The organism is Kutzneria chonburiensis (assembly GCF_028622115.1).
Lineage (GTDB): Bacteria > Actinomycetota > Actinomycetes > Mycobacteriales > Pseudonocardiaceae > Kutzneria > Kutzneria chonburiensis.
In genome coordinates this window covers 7,679,120-7,700,853 of the sequence record NZ_CP097263.1, presented here as the reverse complement: position 1 = coordinate 7,700,853, position 21,734 = coordinate 7,679,120, and the positions used below count along the sequence as shown (strand labels likewise).

Sequence of the window (21,734 nt, the reverse complement as noted above, 5' to 3'; positions counted from 1 at the left end):
TTTCCCACGTGGCACCCGCCAAGTCAGCCAGTGAGATCAGCGAGGCGAGCCCGCTGGTCCGGATCCGTTCGCTGCTGCCCGGTCTGGCCCGCGCCGAGCAGCGCGTGGCCAAGGTCGTGCTCGACAACCCCCAGGTCGTCGCGCACCGCAGCATCACAGAGGTCGCCGAGGCGGCCGGCACGAGCGAGACCACGGTGACCCGGTTCTGCAAGGCGATCGGCGTCGGGGGCTACCCCGAGTTGCGCATCGCCCTTGCCGCCGACACCGCGCGGACCGCCGCCCGCATCGACCGCGACCTGGGCAGCGACATCGCGCCCACCGACGACCTGTCGCAGGTGGTCGGCAAGGTCGCGTTTGCCGATGCGCGTGCCGTCGAAGAGACGGCCGACCAGCTGGAGATCCCGACCTTGAGCGCCGTCGTGGACGCCGTCGCCAGTGCCGGACGGGTCGACGTGTACGGGGTCGGCGCAAGCGCTTTCGTCGCCGCCGACCTCCAGCAGAAGCTGCACCGCATAGGGCGTGTCAGCTTCGCGTGGAGCGACACCCACATCATGCTGACCTCCGCCGCCGTGCTGTCCGAGGGCGACGTCGCCTTCGGCATCTCGCACACCGGCGCGACCGCCGACACCGTCGAAGCGCTTCGGGTGGCGCGGGAGCGCGGCGCCACCACCGTGGCTCTCACAAACTTCCCTCGGTCGCCCATCTCAGAGGTCGCTGACCACGTGCTGACCACCGCCGCGCGGGAGACCACCTTCCGCTCCGGTGCGATGGCCAGCCGGATCGCCCAGCTCACCGTCATCGACTGCCTGTTCATCGGCGTCGCGCAGAAACACCTCGACAGCGCGCGTAACGCGTTGGAGTCCACCTACGAGGCTGTGGGCGGACATCGACTCGGTCCGCGTCCCGACGGCCGCCGGAAGGCACGGGAGACAGGTAAATGACGTTGCCGCAGCCACGTGAGTCGATCGTGCGAGTCGATTCCCCCACCGAGCAGCGCAACCCCGCGACCGAGGGGATTGACAGACTGCCCACGGTGGACGTGCTGCGGATGATCAACAGCGAGGACCGCCTGGTGCCCGGCGCCGTCGCCGACGTGCTGCCGCAGGTCGCGCGGGCCGTCGACCACGCCGTCGCCACCCTGCGGTCCGGCGGTCGCGTGCACTACGTCGGCGCCGGCACGTCCGGGCGGTTGGCCACGCTCGACGCCGCCGAGCTCATGCCCACGTTCAACACCCCCGCCGACTGGTTCGTCGCCCACCACGCCGGCGGCGCCACCGCGCTGCGGGTGGCCGTCGAGAACGCCGAGGACGACTTCGACGCCGGCGCCGCCGAGATCCGTGACGCCGCTCGGCCCACCGACGTCGTCTTCGGGATCACCGCTTCCGGCCGCACCCCGTTCGTGCTCGGCGCGCTGGCCGCCGGCAACGAGGTCGGCGCGCGGACCGTGCTCCTGTCCGCCAACCCCGGCGCTGTCCCGTCCGTGCCCCTCGACGTCCTCATCGCCGTCAGCACCGGTCCCGAGGTCATCGCCGGGTCCACGCGGATGAAGGCCGGCACCGCCCAGAAGCTCGTGCTCAACGCCTTCTCCACGGCCGTGATGATCAAGCTTGGGCGTACCTACTCCAACCTCATGGTCAGCATGCGGGCGACCAACGCCAAGCTGCGCGGCCGGACCCTGCGGATCCTGCGCGAGGCCACCGGTCTGGACGAGGCGGAGTGCACCGCTGCGCTGCTTGAGGCCGACGGGGATTTGAAGGTGGCGCTGGTGCGCCTGTTGGCCGGCATCGACTCCGTACAGGCGGCCGAGGCTTTGACTGCCACCGGCGGTCACGTCAGGAATGCGCTGGTGGCATTGGGAGCTGCGGCGAGCTGATGACCGGCGCAGTTCGGCTGGCGCGACGGATCCGCCGCGCCAGCGAGTATGCGCAGGCCACGGCGGCCGTGATCATGCACAGGGGCGTCATCACGCTCAGCGACAGGTCGCTGAAGCTCGAGGGTTGGCTCGACGGCGACGCTCCCTGGAACAGACCTACGCAGCTGGTAATGGCGAACACCAGGAGCAGTACGACAATCACGGCGATCCGAAGCGGAGCCGTCCACTTCGCTGGCCGCGGCAACACATCCTCCAGCACAACCCAGCGCCCGCCCTTTACCCGCCAGAGCACACCGAACCCACCGATGAGCAGGAACATCACGGTGGCACCGATCGCCATGCCGAGATCCGTTGCGCCAGTCGCGCCGGGTCTCGGAACGCCCCAGGCATAGCCGACAAAACAGCCCACCGCGGTGTCGAAGCAGAAGACCAACACGATCGCGGCGGCGAGCGGAAGATAGACCTGGGCGACCGCGCCGATCGGCGCGAGGTTGAGGGGTGGTTTCACCGGCGCGAAGCGGATCGTGTCGGGATCCTCGAAACGCCGGACCGGCTCCGGCTGTGGCCACACGACAACCGGCTCCGGCCCTGGTTGCGCGACCGGCACGACCGGCTCAGACACGACGGCCTCGGGCTCTGGCTCCGGAGGTGGCGGCGGCGGCAAGAACCGGCGCAGCTGCAGGGATCCACTGGTGTCGCCGGACCGCATCTTCGGGTGCGGCAGCTTCCGGCGGGCCATTGCGGCGAGCAGCGATCGGAACAGCTCGGCGACCGTGAGCGGTTCCTCGGGCAGCGGGGAACCGGTGCGCAGCAAGGTGATCAGCTCGCCGGTGAAGGCGGTGTGCCGCTCGCCGGGCAGGGAGTGCGACACGGAGTTCCGCGGCGACGAAGTGATCACCGTCGTGCCCGTGACCTCGATCTGCCTGGTGTCCACGACCGGAGCGGACATGGTGCCCAACGCCATCCCGGAGAAGCAGCAGTCGAGGATCAGCAGCTTGGTCCGTGCGGGACTGTCGACAACAGCCCGACGCACCCACTCGAACGGCACGCAGGTGTCGAGCGGCGAGTCGTTGTTGCTCTGCCGCACGGTCAGGTACAGCTCTTCCTCGTCACCGACGCGGATGCCGTGACCGGCGTAGTAGACGAGCAACAGGTCCTGCGCCTGCGCGGCGGCGGTACGCAGACGACTGATCAGGCTGGATGGCGAGTCAGGGCTGTCCACCATGACGCACTGCCCCCAGCCCAGAATGCCGACCTCGTCATCGGTCAGCGCGGAGCGAAGGTCGACAAGATTGTTGCCGACCGCCGGCAACAGTGGCAATTGTTGGAAGTCGCTCGTGCCGATCAGCACCGCACGCGACAGTTCACGCCGCGGAAGCAAGGTCGATCACTCACCATCCGAGAGAAAGGCCCGCAGGTCACCGAGTACGACGGAGGCGTCCGCCGCAGAACCACACTTCAATTCGATTTCGGCGCCGCGGGCGTTACGGGCCTTGAGGACCACGGCGGACGCGTGGCGGCGCTGGCCGAGCCAGCCGAACACCGACTTGACCAGCTGCCCGGCGGTGGCGCTGGTCAGCACCACGACCACGGAGTCGAGCACACCGCCCATCTCCCCCGCGGCGATCGGGCGGTCGGCCAGCGACACCCGGCCGCGCAGGTCGTCCTCGTCACGCAGCCACCTGGCCAGGCTTCGCAATTCCTGTTCATCGCCGGTGATGGCGACACTTCCGGTGGGCATGCCACGACTCCCGTGATCAATTCGCACGACCGAGGAAGTCACAAGTCTAGCCAGCCGCCCATCCGACCGAACACCGCACCGGAAAACGAAATGGACAAGAAAATACGCACAATCACCCGAACGAGCTACACATTAGGGTGTAACGAATTCACTGCCCCACAGAGTCGGCGATGCTGCGGGCTTCGCTGGCGCCGGCCTCCAAGGCGGAGCAGCTGAACAGGAGCCACGCGGTGACGCCGTCGGGGGTGCCGGCGGAAAAGCCCTCCAACGTCGACCGGTACTCAGCCGAGCGGCGGAGGTAGGCGACCTCGGGCACGGCGAGGCCCTTGGTGTCGAGGCCGGTACCGATCATCGTCAGACGCGCGGCGGCGCGGGCGATGAGGCCGCTGACGGGGCCGAAGGGGGCAAGGGACAAGAGCTCGCCGTGGACGACGGCGACCAGCACGGGGGCGGGAACGGAACTGCCGCCGGCGATCAACGAGGCGAGCATCTCCAGCCGGGGACCGGCGGCAGAAGGCCGTCCCAAAGCGGAAGAGTCGACGAGGTCGGCGGCGGCCAGGACGTGCAGACGGGCCAACGCCTGGAGAGGGGCCTTCTGCCACGTCGACAGCAGAGGGCCGATGGCCTCGGCGACCCGGAGGGATCCGGCCAACAACGGGTCGGACACGGACCCGTCCGACGGAATCTCGGCGGCGCCGCCGTCGAGAACGGCGGAGGCCCGGGCCGCCCGGACGGAAGCCTCGGCGGCGGTGGTGGGCCAGCCCCGACGGTTGGCGGGATGGCGGTGGACCTCGGCAACGGCGTCGCGAGCGGCCTCGACGGCCGCGGCGACACCGGGCAGATCCAACAGTGGCGCCAGCGGGTCGTTCACAGCCGGCGACCCTACCCGGCCGATATGGTCTAGACCTTACGGCACTGGTACGGGAGTCCCCGTAGCACTAGGTTCAGCACCACTACCGCAGGCGATTTCCAGGAGGCCACGCACCATGACAGAGCCGTCCGCGTTGGACAACCTGCTCACCGAGAGCAGGTCGTTCCCGCCCAGCGAGGAGTTCGCAGCCCAGGCCAACGCGACCGCCGCGCTGCAGCAGGAGGCGGACGCCGACCGCGAGGCCTTCTGGGCCAAGCAGGCCGAGCGCCTGAGCTGGGCGACCAAGTGGGACCAGGTCCTGGACTGGTCCGGCGCGCCGTTCGCGAAGTGGTTCGTCGGCGGCAAGCTGAACGTGGCCTACAACTGCGTCGACCGCCACGTCGAGTCGGGTCACGGCGACCAGGTGGCGATCCACTGGGTCGGCGAGCCGGGCGACACCCGCACGATCACCTACGCGGACCTCAAGCGCGAGGTCTCCAAGACGGCCAACGCCTTGCTGTCGCTGGGCCTTGAGGCCGGTGACCGGGTGGCCATCTACATGCCGATGGTGCCCGAGGCGATCTTCTCGATGCTGGCCTGCGCCCGCCTCGGCCTGGTGCACAGCGTGGTGTTCGGCGGCTTCTCGGCCGAGGCGCTGCGCTCCCGTATCGAGGACGCCGCGGCCAAGCTGGTGATCACCACCGACGGCCAGTACCGCCGCGGCAACCCGGTGTCGCTCAAGGCGGCGGTGGACGAGGCCGTCGAGAAGACGCCGACCATCGGCAACGTGCTGGTGGTCCGTCGCACCGGCGGCCAGGTCGACTGGGTCGACGGCCGCGACCTGTGGTGGCACGACGTGGTGGACGCCCAGTCCGAGAACCACACGCCGGAGGCGTTCGACGCCGAGCACCCGCTGTTCATCCTGTACACCTCGGGCACGACGGGCCGGCCGAAGGGCATCCTGCACACCTCGGGCGGCTACCTCACCCAGGCGTCCTACACGCACTACAACGTCTTCGACCTCAAGCCGGACACCGACGTCTACTGGTGCACGGCCGACATCGGCTGGGTCACCGGCCACAGCTACATCGTGTACGGCCCACTGTCCAACCGGGCCACGCAGATCGTCTACGAGGGCACGCCGAACACTCCGCACGAGGGCCGGCACTGGGAAGTCATCCAGCAGTACAAGGTGTCGATCTACTACACCGCGCCCACGCTGATCCGCACCTTCATGAAGTGGGGCGAGGACATCCCGGCCCGCTACGACCTGTCCTCGCTGCGGGTGCTCGGCAGCGTCGGCGAGCCGATCAACCCCGAGGCCTGGATCTGGTACCGGGAGCACATCGGCGCCGGCAAGACGCCGGTGGTGGACACGTGGTGGCAGACCGAGACCGGCGCGATCATGGTCGCCCCGCTGCCCGGCGTCACGGTGGCCAAGCCGGGCTCGGCGATGGGCCCGCTGCCGGGCATCGGCGCGAAGGTCGTCGACGACACCGGCAAGGAGGTCGGCAAGGGTGGCGGCGGCTACCTCGTGCTGGACAAGCCGTGGCCGTCGATGCTGCGCGGGGTCTGGGGCGACGAGCAGCGCTACCGCGAGACCTACTGGGCCCGCTTCGCCGACCAGGGCTACTACTTCGCCGGCGACGGCGCGAAGTACGACGAGGACGGCGCGATCTGGCTGCTGGGCCGGGTCGACGACGTGATGCTGGTGTCGGGCCACAACATCTCCACCACCGAGGTGGAGTCGGCGCTCGTCTCGCACAACCGGGTGGCCGAGGCGGCGGTGGTCGGCGCGACCGATCCGACCACCGGCCAGGGCATCGTGGCGTTCGTGATCCTCCGTGGCATCAAGGAGGACGAGGACGGCACCGCGCTGGTCAAGGAGCTGCGCGAGCACGTGGCCAAGGAGATCGGCCCGATCGCCAAGCCGCGCCAGGTGATGGTGGTGGCCGAGCTGCCCAAGACCCGCTCGGGCAAGATCATGCGCCGGCTGCTGCGCGACGTGGCGGAGAACCGCCAGATCGGCGACGTGACGACGCTGGCCGACTCGACGGTGATGGACCTGATCTCGTCGGGCCTGAACTCGGGCAAGGGCGAGGACTGACCACCGGCCCGAAGGCGGCCCGTGCGGGCCGCCTTCGGGTCAGTTGTGGTCGACCACCTTCGACGTGACGGAGCTGTACGACAACACCGTCCCGGTGTGCACGCCGTCGAAGTCCTGCATCGCCACTTCGCGCTCGCCGATGAACTGCCCGGTCGCCGGGTCGATGATCAGCTGGGTCTCGACGTTCTTGGTGTCGCCACCGGGATATCCGGCCCGCAGCCCCAGCGCGACGCCCTTCTTGCCGTCCAGGTTCGCCACCTGGTCGACGACCTCGAGCCCCTTGATGTACGTCAGCGCCCGGTACAGCCGCGCCCGGAACTCGGTCGGCATCAGGCCGCTGGCCAGCCCGGCCCCGGCCGCTTCGAGCAGGCGCTCGTCGGTGCCGGCGAAGTCGGGGCGCTGCTCACGCTCGAGGGCGTCGTAGAGCTGCTTGGGATCGGCCGGCAGGCCGGCCAGGTACTTGGGCGTCGGGCTGCCCAGGTTCGCCGCGGCTTCCGGACCACCGGGGTAGTGGTAGAAGTCGCCGCCGTCGGCCACCGTGGTGCCGTCCCAGGCCTTTCGCCACTCGGCCAGGTTGGCGCGGGCCTTCGCCTCGTCCCCGTAGAGCATCTTCGGATCGGGGCTGACGGTCACCACCCGCTTCCACGACTTGCTGCGGTCGGCCGGGATCCAGATGTCGGTCCGCACCTCAGCCAGGTACGCGTAGTCGGCCGGCCAGGTCGACTCGTACGGGCCGCCGGTCCACTGGTCCCTCTGCACGAGCAGGTACTGGCCGGCGCCGACGACCGGGTCCGGCGCGGAGCCGATGGTCACGTCGGCGGCCTTGTTCAGCACGGGGGCCGCCGATACGTACGGCGCCGGGGAATCGGGCGAGCCGGGCATGACGGCGATGCCGATCACCGTGGCCACGGCCGCAGCCGCGCCGATGAGCAGGGCGCGGCGTCGCCGTAGCGGCACCACGTTGTCCGCGGTCGCGGCAAGCACCCGCGCGCGGGTGGCCTGGAAGGACGCCTCGCTCATCTGCGGGGCGTCGGAACGCACAGCGCCGACGGCTGCGTCGACGCGGTCGTCGTCGAGTTCAGACATCACGGCTGTCCTCCAGGTGCTTGCGAACGTTCGTACGGGCGCGGTGCAGGCGGGTGCGCACGGTGGCAACAGCGACGCCTAGCGCCTCGGCCACCTCGGTCGGCGTCAACGAGGCCCACGCGACCAGCAGCAGCACCTCCCGCTCCTCGCTGCGCAGCTGGGCGACGGCCTCGGCGGCGCGGCCGGCGAGCACCTCGGCGTCGGCCGCGGTCGCGACGCGCTCACCGAGGTCGTCGTCGCTACGCCGGTGCCCGATCCAGTTGGACCACGCCCGGCCCCACGCGCGCAGCCGCCGCTCCTCGCCGCGCAGGTGACGCCGCATCAGGTTGGTGGCGATGCCGTACAGCCACGCCTTGGCCCCGGCGCGCGCCGGGTCGAAGGTGGCGCGCTGCTGCCACGCGGCGAGGAACGTCTCGGCGACCAGGTCGTCGGCGGCCTCGGGGCCAACGCGGCGGGACAGGTAGTGGAACAGCAGCCGGGCGTGGGTGTCGTACAGCGCGACCAGGTCCGATTCGCTCCCCAGTCGGTCCACGCCCGGCCCTCCTGTCAGCGCCGGTGGCACGGTCTGAGTCAACATGCCACCTGATTGCCCGCAGCGCCGGACGGCGTTCCGGGCGCACCGCACAGCGCACCTCAGGGGGTGCATGGCACGATGACCACCGTGACAGGCCCAGGACACACCCCGAACGGCCACGGCGCCGGTCTGCCCCCGGTGCCCTCGATCCCGCTGACCGAGGAGACGGCCCGCGACGTGGCCGGCGAGCAGTCGGTCGGCGGTCTGATCAAGGCCGTGATGACCCAGGTCTCGGTGCTGCTGCGGGCCGAGATCGAGCTGGCCAAGCTGGAGCTCAAGGCCGAGGCCAAAAAGGTCGTCAGCGGCAGCGTGTTCTTCATCGCCGCGCTGACGATCCTGATGTTCAGCCTGTTCTTCCTGTTCTTCGCGATCGCCGAGCTGCTGGCCGACTTGGGCCTCTACCGCTCGGCCGCGTTCGGCATCGTGTGGGGCGTGATGCTCATCGGCGCCGGTGTGCTCGGTTTCCTCGGCTACCGCAAGGTGCGCAAGCTGCGCGCGCCGCAGCGGACCATCGAGACGATCAAGGACACGGCCGCCGCGCTGAGCCACCCCGGCGAGCACTCGTAACACCGCCGCGCCATCGGACCATCTCGGCCAACGGCATCCGGCTGCACGTCGCCGAGGCCGGTAGCGGTCCGCTCACGCTGATGCTGCATGGGTTCCCGGAGTTCTGGTGGACCTGGCGGCACCAGCTGCCGGTGCTCGCCGCGCACGGCCGCCACGCCGTAGCCGTGGACCTGAGGGGCTACGGCAAGTCGGACAAGACGCCGCGCGGCTACGACGGCTGGACGCTGGCCGGCGACGTCGCCGGGCTGATCAAGGCCCTCGGCGCGCGCAGGGCCCATCTCGTCGGGCACGGCTGGGGCGGCGTGCTGGCGTGGACGACCGCGGCCCTGCATCCCCGGCTGGTCGAATCCGTCACGACGATCTCCGCGCCACACCCGTTGGAGATCCCGCTGCGCACCCTCCTCAAGGCCCAACCGCCGTTCTGGCCGGAGCGAAAGCTGGCAGCCGACGACGCCGCCGTGGTCGAGCGCCTGCTGCGCGCGTGGACCGGTCCGCAGTGGACGGCCGATCCCGAGGTGCTGCGCCGCGCCCGTGAGGCGATGCTGATCCGGGGCGTCCCGCACAGCAGCATGGAGTACTTCCGCTGGGCCTTCCGCTCCCGGCTACGAGGCGACGGCCGCGAGTTCAAGAAAGCCGTCAGCCGCCCGCTGGAGGCGCCGGTGCTGCGCCTGCGCGGCGAGCACGACGCCCGCACCTCTCCGGCCACCCGCTTCACGCCGTACGAGGTGATCGACGGCGCCGGGCACTTCCCGCAGTGGGAGCGCCCCGACGCCGTCACCGCGCTGCTACTCGGCGCAGGAGCCGGTTGACACCGGCCGGAACAGCGACCGCGCCTGCTGCACCACCTTGCTGACCTCGGCCGTGGTCAACGCGAAACCGGTCTCCGGGTCGTCCACCGCCGCGCCGAACACGACCCCGATGACCTGGCCGTTCGGGTTGATCAGCGGGCCGCCGGAGTTGCCGCTCTTCACGATCGACCGGATCGTGTAGACGTCACGGGTGACCTTCTGGGTGCCGTAGATGTCCGGCCCGTTGAGCTGGATGCGCTGCCGGACCCGGGCCGCCCGCGCGGTGTACGGGCCGTCCAGCGGGTAGCCGAGCACGATCGCGTCCTGGCCCGAGGTGTAGTCCTGCTGGCTGAACTGAAGCGGCTGGGCGTCCAGGCCGGGCACGGACAGCACCGCGACGTCGGCCTCCGGGTCGTAGTAGACGACGTGCGCGGTGAGCTGGCCGCGGCCGACCTCCACCACCTCGTCGTCGGTGCCGGCGACCACATGGGCGTTGGTCATCACACGCTCGGGCGCGATCACGAAACCGCTGCCCTCCAGGGCCCGTGAGCAGGACGGCGCCCGCCCGCGCACCTTGAGCACGCTGGACTCCACCGACTTCACGACCTGGCTGTTCTGCAGGGCCGTGTCGGGCGGGTCGACATCGGTGATCGGGGTCCGGGTGAACGGACCGGTCGCGGTGAGCAGGCCCGAGCTGAGCAGCTTGCTCACGTCGTTGGGCAGCTGCTCGGCCTCGGCCGGCATCAGGTTGTTGACGGTGCCCAGCACCACCGAGCCGCGGATGGCCGAGGCCAGGCCGGGCACCGGCACCGAGGTCAGCGGCAGCGCGAACACCCAGGCCACCACGAAGACCACCGCGCACTGCACGACCGCGCCCAGGGTGTGGTCCACGCCGGTGAACGGGCCGAGCCGGATGTGCTGGCGGATGGACCGGCCGAGCCACACGCCTAAGGTCTCGCCCAGCGCGACCAGCAGCACCAGCGCGCCCATCCAGACCGCGATCCGGGTGACGTTGCTGTTGAAGTTGGCCATGATCATCGGCGTCACGATCAGGCCGAGCACGGTGCCGCCGAGCACGCCGACGGTCGCCGGCAGAGTGGTGATCAGGCCGTGCCGGGCCCCGGAGATCGCGGCGATCACGGCCAGCAGGACCACAACCAGGTCGACCCAGTTCACGCCTGCACCTCCGCGTTCGCCGCCCGCAGCGACTCGTCCAGATCACGCACGTCGGCCGAGTTCCACGGGCGCTCCCAGCCGGCCAGCCGGAGCAGCCCGTCGAGCAGGCCGGCGGTGAAGCCCCACACCAGCATGCCCGGTGCGGCGAAGGCCGGTCCGCTGAATCCGGAGGGATGCCGCACCCGGAACCGGTTGGCCGGGTCGGTCAGGTGCGCGATCGGCACCCGCGCCACCGCGGCCGTCTCGGCCGGGTCGATCACACGGACCGGTGACGGCCGCTCCCAGAGGGCCAGCACGGGCGTGACCATGAAGCCGGAGACCGGCACGAACAGGTCGGGCAGCAGCGCGACCGGACGGACGCCGTCGGCCAGCACACCGGCCTCTTCCTCGGCCTCGCGCAGCGCGGTGTCGACCGGGCCGCGGTCGGTGTCGTCGGCGCTGCCGCCGGGGAAGGCGACCTGGCCGGGATGGGAGTTGAGCGTGTCGGCGCGGCGGGTCAGCAGCACGTCGGGACCGTCGTCACCGTCACCGAGCAGCATCAGCACCGAGGCCGGCCGGGTCGGCAGGCCGTTCGGCGGGCGCACCCTGGTCAGCGCGGACGCGTCCAGGTCGGCGGTGGCGGCGACCAGGCCGGCCAGCCAGTCGGGCACGTCCGCCGGGTCCACCAGGGGGCCAGGACTCATCCGGTGACTCTCCCGTCCGCATACTGCCGTACCACCTGTTCCACCTGGTCCGCCGACTCGAAGAAGGGCACCGCGGTGATCCTCTTCGCGGTGCCGTCCGCTGCAACTACGTGGTTGACAGGGAAGACGTTCGGCCGACCCAGTGCGTTGGCCACCACCGCGTTCGGATCCCACACCGAGGGCAGCTTGACCTTGAGCGAGCCGAGCAGATCCAGGCCGCCGGCCTGGTCGCTGTTGGCCGGGATCTCGACGAGCAGGACCGGGATCGCCCCAGGTCGAGCCGCATATTCCTGGAGCACGGGCAGCTCGGTCTTGCACGGCTCGCACCACGGCTCCCAGAAGTTGACCAGCATCGGCCCGCCGCCGAGGGTGATCTCCGAGCCGTCGGACATACAGGTGACCTTCAAACCGGCCAAGGGGCCCTTACCGGATTGCCGCGGTTCATGTGACTGCGGACAGCCGGGCAGGGCGGCGGTCTTCCGCAATGCGCCCAGGTCGGGCGTGGGGACGACGGCGTGGGTGGGCGCCTGGCCACGCGGCCACACGGCGACCGCGGTGGCCACCGCGAGCACCACCGCCACCAGCACCCAGCGCCACCGAACGCTCATTTCGCGGCGCCGGCCTTCTTCTTGCCGGCCCTGACCTGCTCGGCGAAGGCCACCAGGTGCGGCGCCTCGTCCCCCTTGACCAGCTTCCCGGCCACCGCCGGGTCGGTCGGGCCGTCGCCGAAGGACGGGCAGTCCGGGGCCAGGAAGCAGGCCCCGCAGGCCGGCTTGCGGGCGTGGCAGACGCGGCGGCCGTGGAAGATCGTCCAGTGCGAGAGCATCGTCCAGTCCTTGCGCGGGACGAGCTCCCCGATGGCGTGCTCGACCTTGACCGGGTCGGTCTCCTCGGTCCAGCCCCAGCGCCGGACCAGCCGGCCGAAGTGGGTGTCGACGGTGATGCCGGGCACGTCGAAGGCCTCGCCGAGCACCACGTTGGCCGTCTTGCGGCCGATGCCCGGCAGCCGGACCAGCTCCTCAAGGGTGCCGGGCACCTCGCCGCCGTGCTTGTCCACCAGCGCGGCGCCGAGGCCCATGATCGAGGTGGCCTTGTTCCGGAAGAAACCGGTCGGCCTGATCATCTCCTCCAGCTCGACCCGGTTCGCCCCGGCGTAGTCGGCCGCGGTCGGGTATTTGTGGAACAGGGCAGGCGTGACCTCGTTGACCCGCTTGTCGGTGCACTGGGCCGACAGGATCACGGCGACCGTGAGGTCCAATGCCGTGCCGAAGTCGAGTTCGCAGTGCGCGTCGGGGTACCCCTGCGCCAACGCGCGGGTCATCCGCCGCACCCGGCGGACGAGGCTGAGGTTGTTCGCGGCGGCGGTCGCTGGCACCTACCCAGCGTACGGACCCCGACCGACAGGTCCGACACGCCGGGGTGACCCCCGATGCGCGCGACCGAACGGCCATGAGAGAGGATGAAGGCATCATGACTGCCTGGTTGGTGCTCGTCGTACCACTTCTGATCATGTTCTTCGCGCTCTTCATGGAGCGCGTGGAAGCTCGCCTGCGCCATGTTGCCGTGCAGGAGAACGAGGTCGAGGAATTCCTGGAGCAGGCCCGGCCGGACGAGGTCAGGGCGCTGTACGGGCACGGCATCGGCCGGGCGCTGGAGCTGTTCCGTCTGCGTAGGCTGGGCGGACGCGCCGCGAGGCTGCGTCCCCGGCGGACCAGGGGCAACGGGTCCTAGACTGACACGCTAGTGATCGGCGGCACCGGCCGCCGCGTCTCGAAGGAGGGACGAGGTGGACGAGACCCTGGCCCGCGCGGGCATCTTCCAGGGTGTGGAACCGTCGGCGGCAGAGGCTCTGCTCGTCACGCTGGAACCGATCGACTTCCCGCGGGGACACGTGATCTTCGCGGAGGGCGAGCCCGGCGACCGGCTCTACATCATCCACAGCGGCAAGGTGAAGATCGGCCGCAAGTCGCCGGACGGCCGCGAGAACCTGCTCAACATCATGGGCCCGTCCGACATGTTCGGCGAGTTGTCGATCTTCGACCCGGGCCCGCGCACGTCGACCGCGACCACCGTGACCGAGGTTCGCGCGCTCTCGATGGGTCGGCCTGAGCTGCGGGAATGGATCAGCAAGCGGCCCGAGATCGCCGAGCAGCTGCTGCGGGTGCTGGCCCGTAGGCTGCGCCGGACGAACAACATGCTGGCCGACCTGATCTTCACCGACGTGCCCGGCCGGGTGGCCAAGGCGCTACTCCAGTTCGCGCGCCAGTTCGGCAGCCAGGAGGCCGGCCTGCTGAGGGTCACTCACGACCTGACGCAGGAGGAGATCGCCCAGTACGTCGGCGCCTCCCGCGAGACCGTGAACAAGGCCCTGGCCGACTTCGCGCACCGCGGCTGGCTGCGGCTCGAAGGCAAGAGCGTCTTGATCCTCGACCCGGAGCGCCTGGCTCGACGCGCCCGCTAGGGATTCAAACGCCCGAAAGGCCCCTGTCCGATCTTCGGACGGGGGCCTTTCGGCCGTCCGACCAGGCAGTCTTTCCGTACCCAACGGCCACATTTCAGGATCGCCGATCGGCGACGAACCCCGAGAACGACGAAAGGCCGGCGGTGGCCCCCGACGCCACTAGCCGGCCTTTCGTGTTGCGCGGGCCATCCCCCGACGGGCCGCGCACCCCGTCCCCTCTGATGTCAGGCCCCGAACCCGACACCTGAGGAGGTTGTGCCTGGTCACTGTGACATGGAACTGCCTGCCACGGACAACCGGATTCACCCTCAAGGACTCCAAATTGGGTCTTTACGTTGCGTGCGTTCACCCACTCATCGCAACGCCGTGACTACATCGTGACTTAGGACTCCACTCTGGTACGGCGGTACCAGACTCTGGCATACTGGTACGCATGTCCCAGTCCGCGTCCCTTTCCGACTACCGCACCGCACTGACCACGCCCGGCGCCAAGCTGCCGGTGCTCGCCTCCGCACTGGCCCGGCTGCCGGTCGCGATGATCGGCCTGGCCCTGCTGCTGTACGTGCAGCGCGCCACCGACTCGTTCGCCATCGCCGGCCTGACCTCGGCGGCGGCGCTGATCGGTGTCTCGGTGGGCTCGGTGGTGCAGGGCCGGATCATGGACCGGGTCGGCCCGACCCGGCCGATGTGCGTCATCGCCGGCCTCACGCTGGCCTTCGTCGGCGGCGAGGTCTGGGCGGTGGAGACCCACCAGGCCGAGTGGCTGATGGTCCTGCTGGCCTTCGGCATCGGCCTGACCGAGATGTCCGTCGGCTCGGCCTCCCGTTCGCTGTGGGTGCGCCTGGTGCCGCCCGGCCCGGTGCGTCAGGCGGCGTACGCCTACGAGGCCATCAGCATGGAGGTCTTCTTCATCCTGGGCCCGGGCCTGGCCGGCGTGATGACCACGCTGCCGTGGGCCGGCACCGGCCTGGTCGCCGGCACGCTGGCCATGGTCGTCGGCGGTCTGGCCTTCGCATTGACGCCGACGGTCCGCTCGTGGCGGCCCAACCGCGACGAACTGCGCCCGCAAAGCCTGCTCGGCGCGCTGGCCAGCCCCGGCATGCGCACGGTGGCCCTGGCGGCGCTGGGCTTCGGCGTGACCATCGGCTTCGTCGAGGTCGCGGTGCCGGCGTTCGCCACCGAGGCGGGCGCGCCGTCGGCCGGCGGTCTGCTGCTGAGCCTGTGGTCGGTGAGCTCGGTGGTCTTCGGCGTGCTCTACGGCGTGCGGCCCTGGCCGCGGGCCATGCACCTGCGGCTGCCGGTGCTGCTGGCCGGCTTCGCCCTGCTGTTGCTGCTGCTGGTGCTGCCGTCCACGATGTTCGGCCTGGCCCTGGCGCTGCTGGCGGTGGGCATCCTGATCACGCCGCAGTCGACCGCGCACTCGGCGGCGATCGAGCTGGTCGCCCCGGCCGGCACGACCACGGAGGCGTTCGGCTGGGTGATCACCTCGGTGACGCTCGGCCTGGCCATCGGCCAGTCGACCAGCGGCCAGCTGGTGCAGAACTACGGCACGACCTGGTCGTTCCTGGCCGCGGCGGTCGCCGGCCTTGTCATCGCCGCGCTGGTCTGGGCGTTCCGCGGCACGGTCAAGCAGTCCACCCTGACCACCGCGGCCCTGGTCAGCGTCGAAGAAAAACTGGGTTAGTCAGCGCGACCATCTGCTCGCCCCGCCGCACCTCCACCCGGATCCAGTCGGAGGCGGCGGGGCTGGTGGTGTGCTGGACCGACCCCTCGCCGGCGTGTCGGATCCCGGTCTGGTCGATGACCCGGGTCTGCGTGCCGGGCGCGCCGTCCACCTCGACGTGGACGGTCACCGGACGGCCCGTGCGCAGCGTCTCCCCGATACCGGCGCTGCGCCGGCCGTCCGTCACCTTCAGCGACAGCTGGACCTGGGCCGATTCGGCGATCCAGTTGTGGCCGGCCTTCAGCCCGGCGAACAGGAACGGCCCGAACAGGTCCTCCGCGAGCACGACGTTGTGGGGTAAGCCGACGACCTGCGGCTCGGCGTGCGCGTCGCTGTCGCCGACGGCCGGGATCCAGCGGCCCTCCCGCAGCATCGCGTCCCAGGCCTGGAGCGTCTTCTCGTCGTCATCGGTCCACGGCCCGTTCCAGACCTCGATGGCGTCGACCAGGTCGTAGCGGAACTCGAACGAGCAGCCGATGCACGGTGCATACGGGTGCGCCGCGACAACCAGCCCGCCGACCGAGTGCACCTCGCCGACGAAGCGCCGGAAATCGTCGGGCTCGGTGTCCCGGTAGCGCCAGTCGATCCAGCGGCCCACCGGCAGGTTCCAGGCCGGCCAGTGCCCGGCTCGGGTGGTGACCTCCTCGCCGTTGAGGATCAGCAGGTCCTCGGTGGCGTGCCGGCCCCACTGAAGCGAGGCGCTGGGCGTGTTGTGCTCGGTGGAGACGATGAAGTCCAAGCCGGCGGCGCGAGCCGCGGCCACGAGCTCGTCCGGCGTGCGCTTGCCGTCGGAGTAGACGGTGTGCAGGTGGCCGTCGCCGCGGTACCAGTCACGGCCGCGACGGCGGGCCGGCGCGAACGACGGGGCCGGCTTCACCTCGAACGGCTTGCCCGGCGGCCCGAATCGCAGCGTGATGTCCACGCGGTAGTTCAACCCCTGCTGGGCGACCGTGTACGGGCCGAGGATCACGTGCCAGGTGCCGCGGTCGATCGGCCCGGGCAGGTAGCCGGGCGTCGCGTCGGAGGCGCTGATCGTGAACCGGTCGCGGGCACCGCCGGACCAGCCCCGGAAGCCGTGGTGGTTGCCCAGCTCGTGGCCGGCCGGGCCGAACACCCCGAAGTCCAGGGCATTGCCCACCTGCCCGGGCGGCACTTGCGGACGGTCGTAGCTGTAGACGACGGTCAGCTCCGCGACGCCGCGTGGCACGTCGACCGGCAGGTAGTACCAGTCGGGTGCGCCGGGCTCGAAGCGGCCGGTGACGGTGATCGTCTGCTCGCTGCCGTCCGTGCCGTCGGCGAACGCGATGCCCGGCAACATCTGGCCGGCCGCCAACGCGCCACCCGCGATGAGCAGTGCCCTCCGGTTGATGCTCATGCACTGGACGCTATGCGTCGGAACGTGACTCGAACACCACCGTCAGATGAACTGTGTTGACCGTCCAAACCGCGAGGCCCCGCCGGTGCCTGGACTGTCGCCGGATTTCGCCCGCCGCCACCCGACACGCCCCACCACCAGAGCCGATGCGGCGGGCTAAATCCGGCTAAGGAAGGCACCGGCCCCGGAGGGACCGAGCCCGCCGCGGAACGCGGCGCATGAAACTGTCAGGGGTGCGTCGTAGCGTCGCCGGCATGGACCTCACCGCTACCACCGCGCAGCTCGCCGGCACGCTCGCCGATCTGGTGCGGCTGCTGCCGTCCCGGATGTACGACCCCGTGCTGGCCGGCGTGCTGATCACCGCGGACCGGGACGGGGTGCTGGTCCGCGGCACCGATCGGGAGCGCGGCGTGCGGCTGCGTTGCGCCGCCACCGTGCACGCAGACGGCCAGGTTCTGGTGCCGGCCAAGCCATTGGCCGAGACTTTGCGCGCGTTGGATGCCCCGCAGGTCCGGTTGGTCGTCGAGGGTTCGCGGCTGGCCGTCCGCGTCCCCGGCGCTCGGTTCGCACTGCCGCTGTTGGAAGCCGATCTGCACCCCGGCGTCGCCGAGCCGCCCGCACGGGTCGGCTCGCTCGACGGTCCGGAATTCGCCGCCCTGCTGTCGGTCGTCGCCTCCGTCGCCGCTCGCGACGACGCCCTGCCCATGCTCACCGGCGTCCGCCTACGCGGCGAGCCCGGCGGGCCGCTGTCCATGATCGCGACCGATCGATATCGGCTGGCCATCGCCACCCTGCCGTGGTCCGGCGAGTCCTCTGTGGACGCCATGGTTCCCGCGGCCCTGCTCGTCGAGGCGGCCAAGCAGGCGTCGTCCACCGAGCACGTCGCCCTCCACGTCGACCAGGACCGTGCCGGCCTCGTCTGGGGCGACGCCGCGATCGTCACCTCGCTGCTCGCTTCCACACTGCCCGACGAGCGCAAGATCCTGCCCACCACCGTCGATGCCACAGTCACCGTGGACGCCGACGCGCTCGCCGGCGCCGTCCGCCGAGTCGGCCTCTTCAGCGAGGGTCCTCAGGTCGTGCAGCTCGCCCTCGGCGACGGCGAGGTCCGTGTCCACGGCGGCGGTCAGCAGGTCGGCGAGGCCGAGGAGCACGTCAAGGCCGAGATCACCGGCGGCCGCCCCACCCCCGCCTACCAGCTGCGCTATCTCTCCGACGCCCTCAAAGCCTTTGCCGGCCAACAGGTCACGCTGTCCATCCAGCCCGGCCGCCGCGGCACCATGTTCACCTCCGACGGCCGGCTCCAGTACCTCGTCGTGCCGATCCGGACGGTGGGGTGATGTCTCAACTGCCCAGCAGGGGGTTGATCAGGACCAACTGATCGTCGTCGCCGTAGCAAATGGAGTTCGACGACACCGCGAGCACCATTCGCTTGCCGCCGCTCAAGTCGATCGCAATGTCCGCTTTGTGTCCTTTGTAGACGGTAAAAGGAGACTGCTGCACTGCGCCATCCAGGCTGACGGTCAGCTCCGCCTTGACGTTGTCGCGGGTGGAGTCGGCGACAGCGACTGTCGCTCGGAACGTGGCATGTTTGCCATCGAGGTCGTAGGCTGCGCCCGCGCTGCACGGGCGGGCGAACATCGCATTGTCCTGCCGCTTGCCGTCCACGTAGGGAAAGCCCTTCGTGAACTTGGTGTACGCGTCGCCGACATCAGGCAGGTCGAGTACGGACACCGCATTGCCATTGGCCACATTGGTCGCGGGCGCTGATGATCCTCCCCCGCCGGGTGCACTGGCCGACACTGCGATGGTCTTCGTGGAAACACTGACCACAGTCGACACAGCCGGCGCGGCGGTACTCCCGTCCTTCCTACCGGCAAAGTAGCCCGTGGTGCCGGCTGCGACGACGGCAAAGATGCCTGTGATCACAGCCACCCAGAGCGCCTTGCTGCGGTCGATCTTCGCGACCTGAAGGGAATGGTCTTCGGGCGGCGGCTGGGCGCCGGGCGCGGTCATGGTCACCTCTCCACATGACGATGAAGTCCCGGAGAGTAACCGAGTGGCGACGCTCGGCGGATCGGATTCGGCGAACTATCGCAAGGTGCGGAGATACTTCAGCTGGGTGCGCACCGACCACTCGGCGGCGTACCAGAGGGAGCGGTCGACGTCGGCGTAGACGACCTCGACGACCTGGCGGGCGGTGGCGTCGGGGCCGAGCTGGGCCAGGGCGGCGCGAACCTGGTTGAGGCGCTGCTCGCGGTGGGCGAGGTAGGCGCGGGCGGCGGTGCCGGCGTCGGGGAGGTCGGGGCCGTGGCCGGGGAGCACGAAGGTGCCGGGCGGCAGCTCGGCGAGTCGACGGAGGGAGTCGAGGTACGGCCCGAGGTCATCGGTGACGGTGGTGCCACGGCCGAGCACGGTGTCGCCGGTGAGGACGGCGGGCGGGGCGTCGTGCTCGAGCCAGAAGCAGAGCGAGTCGTCGGTGTGCCCGGGGGTCACGAGCACCCGGATCTCCAACCCGGCCTGGGCGATGACGTCACCGTCGGACAGGCCCTCGGAGCCAAGGCGCATGGCGGGATCGAGGGCGTACACGGGGGCGTCGACGAGCTCGGCGAAGCGGCGGGCGCCGGCGGAGTGGTCGGGGTGGCCGTGGGTGAGCAGCACGGTGCTGACCGGACCGTGGGCGGCGACGAGGCTGAGGTGCCGCTCGTCGTCCGGTCCCGGGTCAACGACGACGCACGTCGAAGAGCCGGGGGCGCGCAGCACCCAAGTGTTGGTGCCGTCGAGCGTCATCTCGGACGGGTTGTCGGCCAGCAGCACGGCGGCCGTGGGCGTGACGGGGCGCAACACGCCGTAGGCGGGATGCTGCGCCCGCTCGCCGACGGCCGGGCGGGAGCTCATCGGCCGGCCACCTCGTCCTCGGGACCGGGGTCGAGGTGCAGCGGCGCGCGGTCGTACTCGGGGTCGCCGGGCAACACGGCGTGCAGCTTGTTCCCACGCCGGATCACCTTCGGGATGATCTTCTCGGTGGTCTGCCGGTCCAGCTCCATCGCCGCGGCCACGGTGCCGGCGTCGCGCAGCTCGGCCAGGGTCATCCAGGTCGGCGGCAACAGCCCGACGTTGCCGGCCTTCCAGTCGTCGATGGCGTCCTGCGGCCGCTGCCAGCCGGCCTGGTCGGCCTCGCTGGTGGCGCCGTCGGCGTGCTGGCCCTCGGGCAGCACGGCCAGGAAGAACCGGGTGTCATAGCGCCGCGGCTCCTCGGCCGGCGTGACCCAGTTGGCCCACGGCCGCAGCAGGTCGGCCCGCAGCACGAGGCCGGCGTCGGCCAGGAACTGGGCCAGCGACACCTCGCGGTTGACCAGCGCATGCCGCACGTCGGCGTACTGCGAGGCGTCGGCCACCACCGAGACGTCGTCCTTGCCGGCGAGGAGCACGCCGGACTCCTCGAACGTCTCCCGCACGGCGGCGCACACCAGGGCACGGGCCATGCTCGGGTCGCAGCTGAACTTGCGCCCCCACCAGGCCGGCTCAGGCCCGACCCAGGCGACGGACGTGTCTGCGTCGCGCCGGTCGACGCCGCCGCCGGGGAAGACGGTCATGCCGCCGGCGAACGCCATGCCGGTGACCCGGCGCATCAGGAACACCTCCATACCGGCGTCGCCTTCGCGCACGAGGGCGACGGTGGCCGCGTCCTTCGGCGTCACGGGCGGGTTCGGCGCGATGTCCGGCACCATCGACTCGGGCAGCGTCAGTTCCTCGGGCAGCTGTGGCACGTCCCCGAGCCTAAAGGCCAATCGGCCGGAAGCCCCGTGGAGAATCGTCACGTGGAGGAACAACTGCGCGTGGGACTGATCGGTGCCGGGCCGTGGGCCAGCTCGGTGCATGCACCCGGCATCGCCGAACACCCCGGCACCCGCCTGACCACGGTGTGGGCCCGGCGCCGGGACGCCGCCGAGGAGCTGGCCGGCCGCTACGGGGCCGAGGTGGCCGACGACCCGGACCGCCTGATCGACCAGGTCGACGTGGTCGCGGTGGCGGTGCCGCCGTCCGTACAGGCCGACATCGCGCTGCGCGCCGCCCAGGCCGGCAAGCACGTGCTGCTGGAGAAGCCGCTGGCCGGCACGGTCGACGACGCGCGTCGCCTGGCCGGCACGATCACCGACAACGACCTGGCGTCGCTGGTCATGCTGACCCTGCGGTTCTCCCCCGAGGTGATCGACTGGCTGGCCGAAGTCGGCTGCATGGGCGGCTGGACCGGCGGCAGCGCGCAGTGGCTGTCCGGAGCGCTGCTCGGCGGCGCGTACTCGGGCTCGCAGTGGCGGCACGACCAGGGCGCGCTGTTCGACGTCGGCCCGCACGCCTTCGACCTGCTGGACGCGGCCCTCGGCCCGATCGAGGACGTGCTCGCCGCGCACAAGACCGACAACGACCTCTGGCACCTGATCCTGGGCCACGCCAACGGCGTCACCAGCACTGTGACGATGTCGATGCACCTGCCGATGCGGCCGACCATCGTCGACCTGGCGGTGTACGGCGAACACGGCCACAACACCCTCGGCGGACGGAAGACGTCCTCGCAGCAGGCATACGCCGCGATGCTCGACACCTTCGTCGAAATGGTGCGCAGCGGCCAGCACACCCACGCGTGCGACGCCCAGCGCGGCCTGCACCTCCAGCACATCCTCGACCAGGCGCTACGCAAGCTGGCATGACAAAGGGGCGCTCACCGTGGT

23 protein-coding genes are annotated in these 21,734 nt (G+C 70.6%); 10 read left to right on the top strand and 13 right to left on the bottom strand.

The window, feature by feature from the left end; translation table 11 throughout:
* The first annotated feature begins 8 nt into the window (after positions 1-8).
* Positions 9-941, top strand: coding sequence for a MurR/RpiR family transcriptional regulator (locus tag M3Q35_RS35620; RefSeq protein ID WP_273936926.1), 933 nt, complete (start codon positions 9-11; stop codon positions 939-941).
* Positions 938-1,873, top strand: coding sequence for an N-acetylmuramic acid 6-phosphate etherase (murQ, locus tag M3Q35_RS35615; RefSeq protein WP_273936925.1), 936 nt, complete (start codon positions 938-940; stop codon positions 1,871-1,873). The genes M3Q35_RS35620 and murQ overlap by 4 nt, the downstream gene beginning before the upstream one ends.
* On the opposite strand, the gene M3Q35_RS35610 is transcribed toward murQ, so the two are convergent.
* The 3 genes from M3Q35_RS35610 to M3Q35_RS35600 all read right to left on the bottom strand — a co-directional run bounded on the left by M3Q35_RS35610 (position 1,833) and on the right by M3Q35_RS35600 (position 4,485).
* Entirely contained in the window at positions 1,833-3,224 is a 1,392-nt protein-coding gene (locus M3Q35_RS35610) for a caspase family protein (protein ID WP_273936924.1), read from the bottom strand. The genes murQ and M3Q35_RS35610 overlap by 41 nt on opposite strands.
* A gap of 36 nt (positions 3,225-3,260) precedes the next feature.
* A complete protein-coding gene (locus M3Q35_RS35605; RefSeq protein ID WP_273936923.1) occupies positions 3,261-3,614 on the bottom strand; it encodes an effector-associated constant component EACC1 in 354 nt (117 codons plus the stop codon).
* A gap of 148 nt (positions 3,615-3,762) precedes the next feature.
* Entirely contained in the window at positions 3,763-4,485 is a 723-nt protein-coding gene (locus M3Q35_RS35600; RefSeq protein ID WP_273936922.1) for a Fic family protein, read from the bottom strand.
* A gap of 115 nt (positions 4,486-4,600) precedes the next feature.
* Between M3Q35_RS35600 and acs the strand changes: the two genes are divergently transcribed.
* Entirely contained in the window at positions 4,601-6,571 is a 1,971-nt protein-coding gene (gene acs, locus M3Q35_RS35595) for an acetate--CoA ligase (RefSeq protein WP_273936921.1), read from the top strand.
* A 39-nt stretch (positions 6,572-6,610) separates the two neighbouring features.
* On the opposite strand, the gene M3Q35_RS35590 is transcribed toward acs, so the two are convergent.
* Together M3Q35_RS35590 and M3Q35_RS35585 are read right to left on the bottom strand one after the other, a co-directional pair.
* A complete protein-coding gene (locus M3Q35_RS35590; protein WP_273936919.1) occupies positions 6,611-7,657 on the bottom strand; it encodes a CU044_5270 family protein in 1,047 nt (348 codons plus the stop codon).
* Entirely contained in the window at positions 7,650-8,189 is a 540-nt protein-coding gene (locus tag M3Q35_RS35585) for an RNA polymerase sigma factor (RefSeq protein WP_273936918.1), read from the bottom strand. The genes M3Q35_RS35590 and M3Q35_RS35585 overlap by 8 nt, the downstream gene beginning before the upstream one ends.
* 120 nt (positions 8,190-8,309) lie before the next feature.
* Between M3Q35_RS35585 and M3Q35_RS35580 the strand changes: the two genes are divergently transcribed.
* Positions 8,310-8,798, top strand: coding sequence for a phage holin family protein (locus tag M3Q35_RS35580; RefSeq protein ID WP_273936917.1), 489 nt, complete (start codon positions 8,310-8,312; stop codon positions 8,796-8,798).
* Positions 8,799-8,878: 80 nt separating this feature from the next.
* Entirely contained in the window at positions 8,879-9,607 is a 729-nt protein-coding gene (locus tag M3Q35_RS35575) for an alpha/beta fold hydrolase (RefSeq protein ID WP_337960507.1), read from the top strand.
* Here M3Q35_RS35575 and M3Q35_RS35570 read toward each other — a convergent pair.
* Genes M3Q35_RS35570 through nth form a run of 4 tightly spaced genes read right to left on the bottom strand, consistent with a single transcriptional unit; the run spans position 9,584 to position 12,766 of the window.
* Complete coding sequence (locus M3Q35_RS35570; RefSeq protein ID WP_273936915.1) at positions 9,584-10,762, bottom strand: MarP family serine protease; 1,179 nt, start codon at positions 10,760-10,762, stop codon at positions 9,584-9,586. The genes M3Q35_RS35575 and M3Q35_RS35570 overlap by 24 nt on opposite strands.
* Positions 10,759-11,445, bottom strand: coding sequence for an NUDIX hydrolase (locus M3Q35_RS35565; RefSeq protein WP_273936913.1), 687 nt, complete (start codon positions 11,443-11,445; stop codon positions 10,759-10,761). Before M3Q35_RS35565 ends, M3Q35_RS35570 begins: the two co-directional genes overlap by 4 nt.
* The gene (locus tag M3Q35_RS35560; protein WP_273936912.1) at positions 11,442-12,053 is read right to left on the bottom strand and encodes a TlpA family protein disulfide reductase; all 612 of its coding nucleotides are present in this window, start codon (positions 12,051-12,053) and stop codon (positions 11,442-11,444) included. The genes M3Q35_RS35565 and M3Q35_RS35560 overlap by 4 nt, the downstream gene beginning before the upstream one ends.
* The gene (nth, locus tag M3Q35_RS35555; RefSeq protein WP_273944592.1) at positions 12,050-12,766 is read right to left on the bottom strand and encodes an endonuclease III; all 717 of its coding nucleotides are present in this window, start codon (positions 12,764-12,766) and stop codon (positions 12,050-12,052) included. The genes M3Q35_RS35560 and nth overlap by 4 nt, the downstream gene beginning before the upstream one ends.
* Positions 12,767-12,915: 149 nt before the next feature.
* Between nth and M3Q35_RS35550 the strand changes: the two genes are divergently transcribed.
* The 3 genes from M3Q35_RS35550 to M3Q35_RS35540 all read left to right on the top strand — a co-directional run bounded on the left by M3Q35_RS35550 (position 12,916) and on the right by M3Q35_RS35540 (position 15,590).
* Positions 12,916-13,176 (top strand): hypothetical protein, encoded by a 261-nt coding sequence (locus M3Q35_RS35550; RefSeq protein WP_043730536.1) that lies wholly within the window; start codon positions 12,916-12,918, stop codon positions 13,174-13,176.
* 55 nt (positions 13,177-13,231) lie between these two features.
* Positions 13,232-13,906 carry a Crp/Fnr family transcriptional regulator gene (locus tag M3Q35_RS35545; RefSeq protein WP_273936911.1) on the top strand — a complete coding sequence of 225 codons (675 nt, stop codon included), beginning with the start codon at positions 13,232-13,234 and terminating at the stop codon, positions 13,904-13,906.
* A gap of 433 nt (positions 13,907-14,339) precedes the next feature.
* Positions 14,340-15,590: an MFS transporter gene (locus tag M3Q35_RS35540; RefSeq protein ID WP_273936910.1), complete on the top strand. Its 1,251-nt coding sequence runs from the start codon at positions 14,340-14,342 to the stop codon at positions 15,588-15,590.
* Here the strand turns inward: M3Q35_RS35540 and M3Q35_RS35535 are convergent.
* Positions 15,565-17,004, bottom strand: coding sequence for a CehA/McbA family metallohydrolase (locus tag M3Q35_RS35535; protein WP_273936909.1), 1,440 nt, complete (start codon positions 17,002-17,004; stop codon positions 15,565-15,567). The two genes, M3Q35_RS35540 and M3Q35_RS35535, sit on opposite strands and share 26 nt — an antisense overlap.
* 254 nt (positions 17,005-17,258) lie before the next feature.
* On the opposite strand from M3Q35_RS35535, the gene dnaN reads away from it, so the two are divergent.
* A complete protein-coding gene (gene dnaN, locus M3Q35_RS35530; RefSeq protein ID WP_273936908.1) occupies positions 17,259-18,344 on the top strand; it encodes a DNA polymerase III subunit beta in 1,086 nt (361 codons plus the stop codon).
* A gap of 4 nt (positions 18,345-18,348) precedes the next feature.
* On the opposite strand, the gene M3Q35_RS35525 is transcribed toward dnaN, so the two are convergent.
* The 3 genes from M3Q35_RS35525 to M3Q35_RS35515 all read right to left on the bottom strand — a co-directional run bounded on the left by M3Q35_RS35525 (position 18,349) and on the right by M3Q35_RS35515 (position 20,735).
* Positions 18,349-19,020, bottom strand: a complete 672-nt coding sequence (locus M3Q35_RS35525) for an NPCBM/NEW2 domain-containing protein (RefSeq protein WP_273936906.1) — start codon at positions 19,018-19,020, stop codon at positions 18,349-18,351.
* 75 nt (positions 19,021-19,095) lie between these two features.
* Positions 19,096-19,902, bottom strand: coding sequence for an MBL fold metallo-hydrolase (locus tag M3Q35_RS35520; protein WP_273936905.1), 807 nt, complete (start codon positions 19,900-19,902; stop codon positions 19,096-19,098).
* Positions 19,899-20,735: an NUDIX hydrolase gene (locus tag M3Q35_RS35515; RefSeq protein ID WP_273944591.1), complete on the bottom strand. Its 837-nt coding sequence runs from the start codon at positions 20,733-20,735 to the stop codon at positions 19,899-19,901. Before M3Q35_RS35515 ends, M3Q35_RS35520 begins: the two co-directional genes overlap by 4 nt.
* 90 nt (positions 20,736-20,825) lie before the next feature.
* Between M3Q35_RS35515 and M3Q35_RS35510 the strand changes: the two genes are divergently transcribed.
* Positions 20,826-21,713 carry a Gfo/Idh/MocA family protein gene (locus M3Q35_RS35510; protein WP_273936904.1) on the top strand — a complete coding sequence of 296 codons (888 nt, stop codon included), beginning with the start codon at positions 20,826-20,828 and terminating at the stop codon, positions 21,711-21,713.
* Positions 21,714-21,734: the final 21 nt, after the last annotated feature.

Coding starts and splice junctions, on each gene's coding strand:
- M3Q35_RS35550 (WP_043730536.1), top strand. CDS start 12,916: ATGACTGCCTGGTTGGTGCTCGTCGTACCACTTCTGATCATGTTCTTC.
- dnaN (WP_273936908.1), top strand. CDS start 17,259: ATGGACCTCACCGCTACCACCGCGCAGCTCGCCGGCACGCTCGCCGAT.
- M3Q35_RS35575 (WP_337960507.1), top strand. CDS start 8,879: ATGCTGCATGGGTTCCCGGAGTTCTGGTGGACCTGGCGGCACCAGCTG.
- M3Q35_RS35540 (WP_273936910.1), top strand. CDS start 14,340: ATGTCCCAGTCCGCGTCCCTTTCCGACTACCGCACCGCACTGACCACG.
- M3Q35_RS35560 (WP_273936912.1), bottom strand. CDS start 12,053: ATGAGCGTTCGGTGGCGCTGGGTGCTGGTGGCGGTGGTGCTCGCGGTG.
- M3Q35_RS35520 (WP_273936905.1), bottom strand. CDS start 19,902: ATGAGCTCCCGCCCGGCCGTCGGCGAGCGGGCGCAGCATCCCGCCTAC.
- M3Q35_RS35535 (WP_273936909.1), bottom strand. CDS start 17,004: ATGAGCATCAACCGGAGGGCACTGCTCATCGCGGGTGGCGCGTTGGCG.
- M3Q35_RS35590 (WP_273936919.1), bottom strand. CDS start 7,657: ATGTCTGAACTCGACGACGACCGCGTCGACGCAGCCGTCGGCGCTGTG.
- M3Q35_RS35565 (WP_273936913.1), bottom strand. CDS start 11,445: ATGAGTCCTGGCCCCCTGGTGGACCCGGCGGACGTGCCCGACTGGCTG.
- M3Q35_RS35525 (WP_273936906.1), bottom strand. CDS start 19,020: ATGACCGCGCCCGGCGCCCAGCCGCCGCCCGAAGACCATTCCCTTCAG.
- acs (WP_273936921.1), top strand. CDS start 4,601: ATGACAGAGCCGTCCGCGTTGGACAACCTGCTCACCGAGAGCAGGTCG.
- M3Q35_RS35515 (WP_273944591.1), bottom strand. CDS start 20,735: ATGGTGCCGGACATCGCGCCGAACCCGCCCGTGACGCCGAAGGACGCG.
- nth (WP_273944592.1), bottom strand. CDS start 12,766: ATGACCCGCGCGTTGGCGCAGGGGTACCCCGACGCGCACTGCGAACTC.
- M3Q35_RS35605 (WP_273936923.1), bottom strand. CDS start 3,614: ATGCCCACCGGAAGTGTCGCCATCACCGGCGATGAACAGGAATTGCGA.
- murQ (WP_273936925.1), top strand. CDS start 938: ATGACGTTGCCGCAGCCACGTGAGTCGATCGTGCGAGTCGATTCCCCC.
- M3Q35_RS35580 (WP_273936917.1), top strand. CDS start 8,310: ATGACCACCGTGACAGGCCCAGGACACACCCCGAACGGCCACGGCGCC.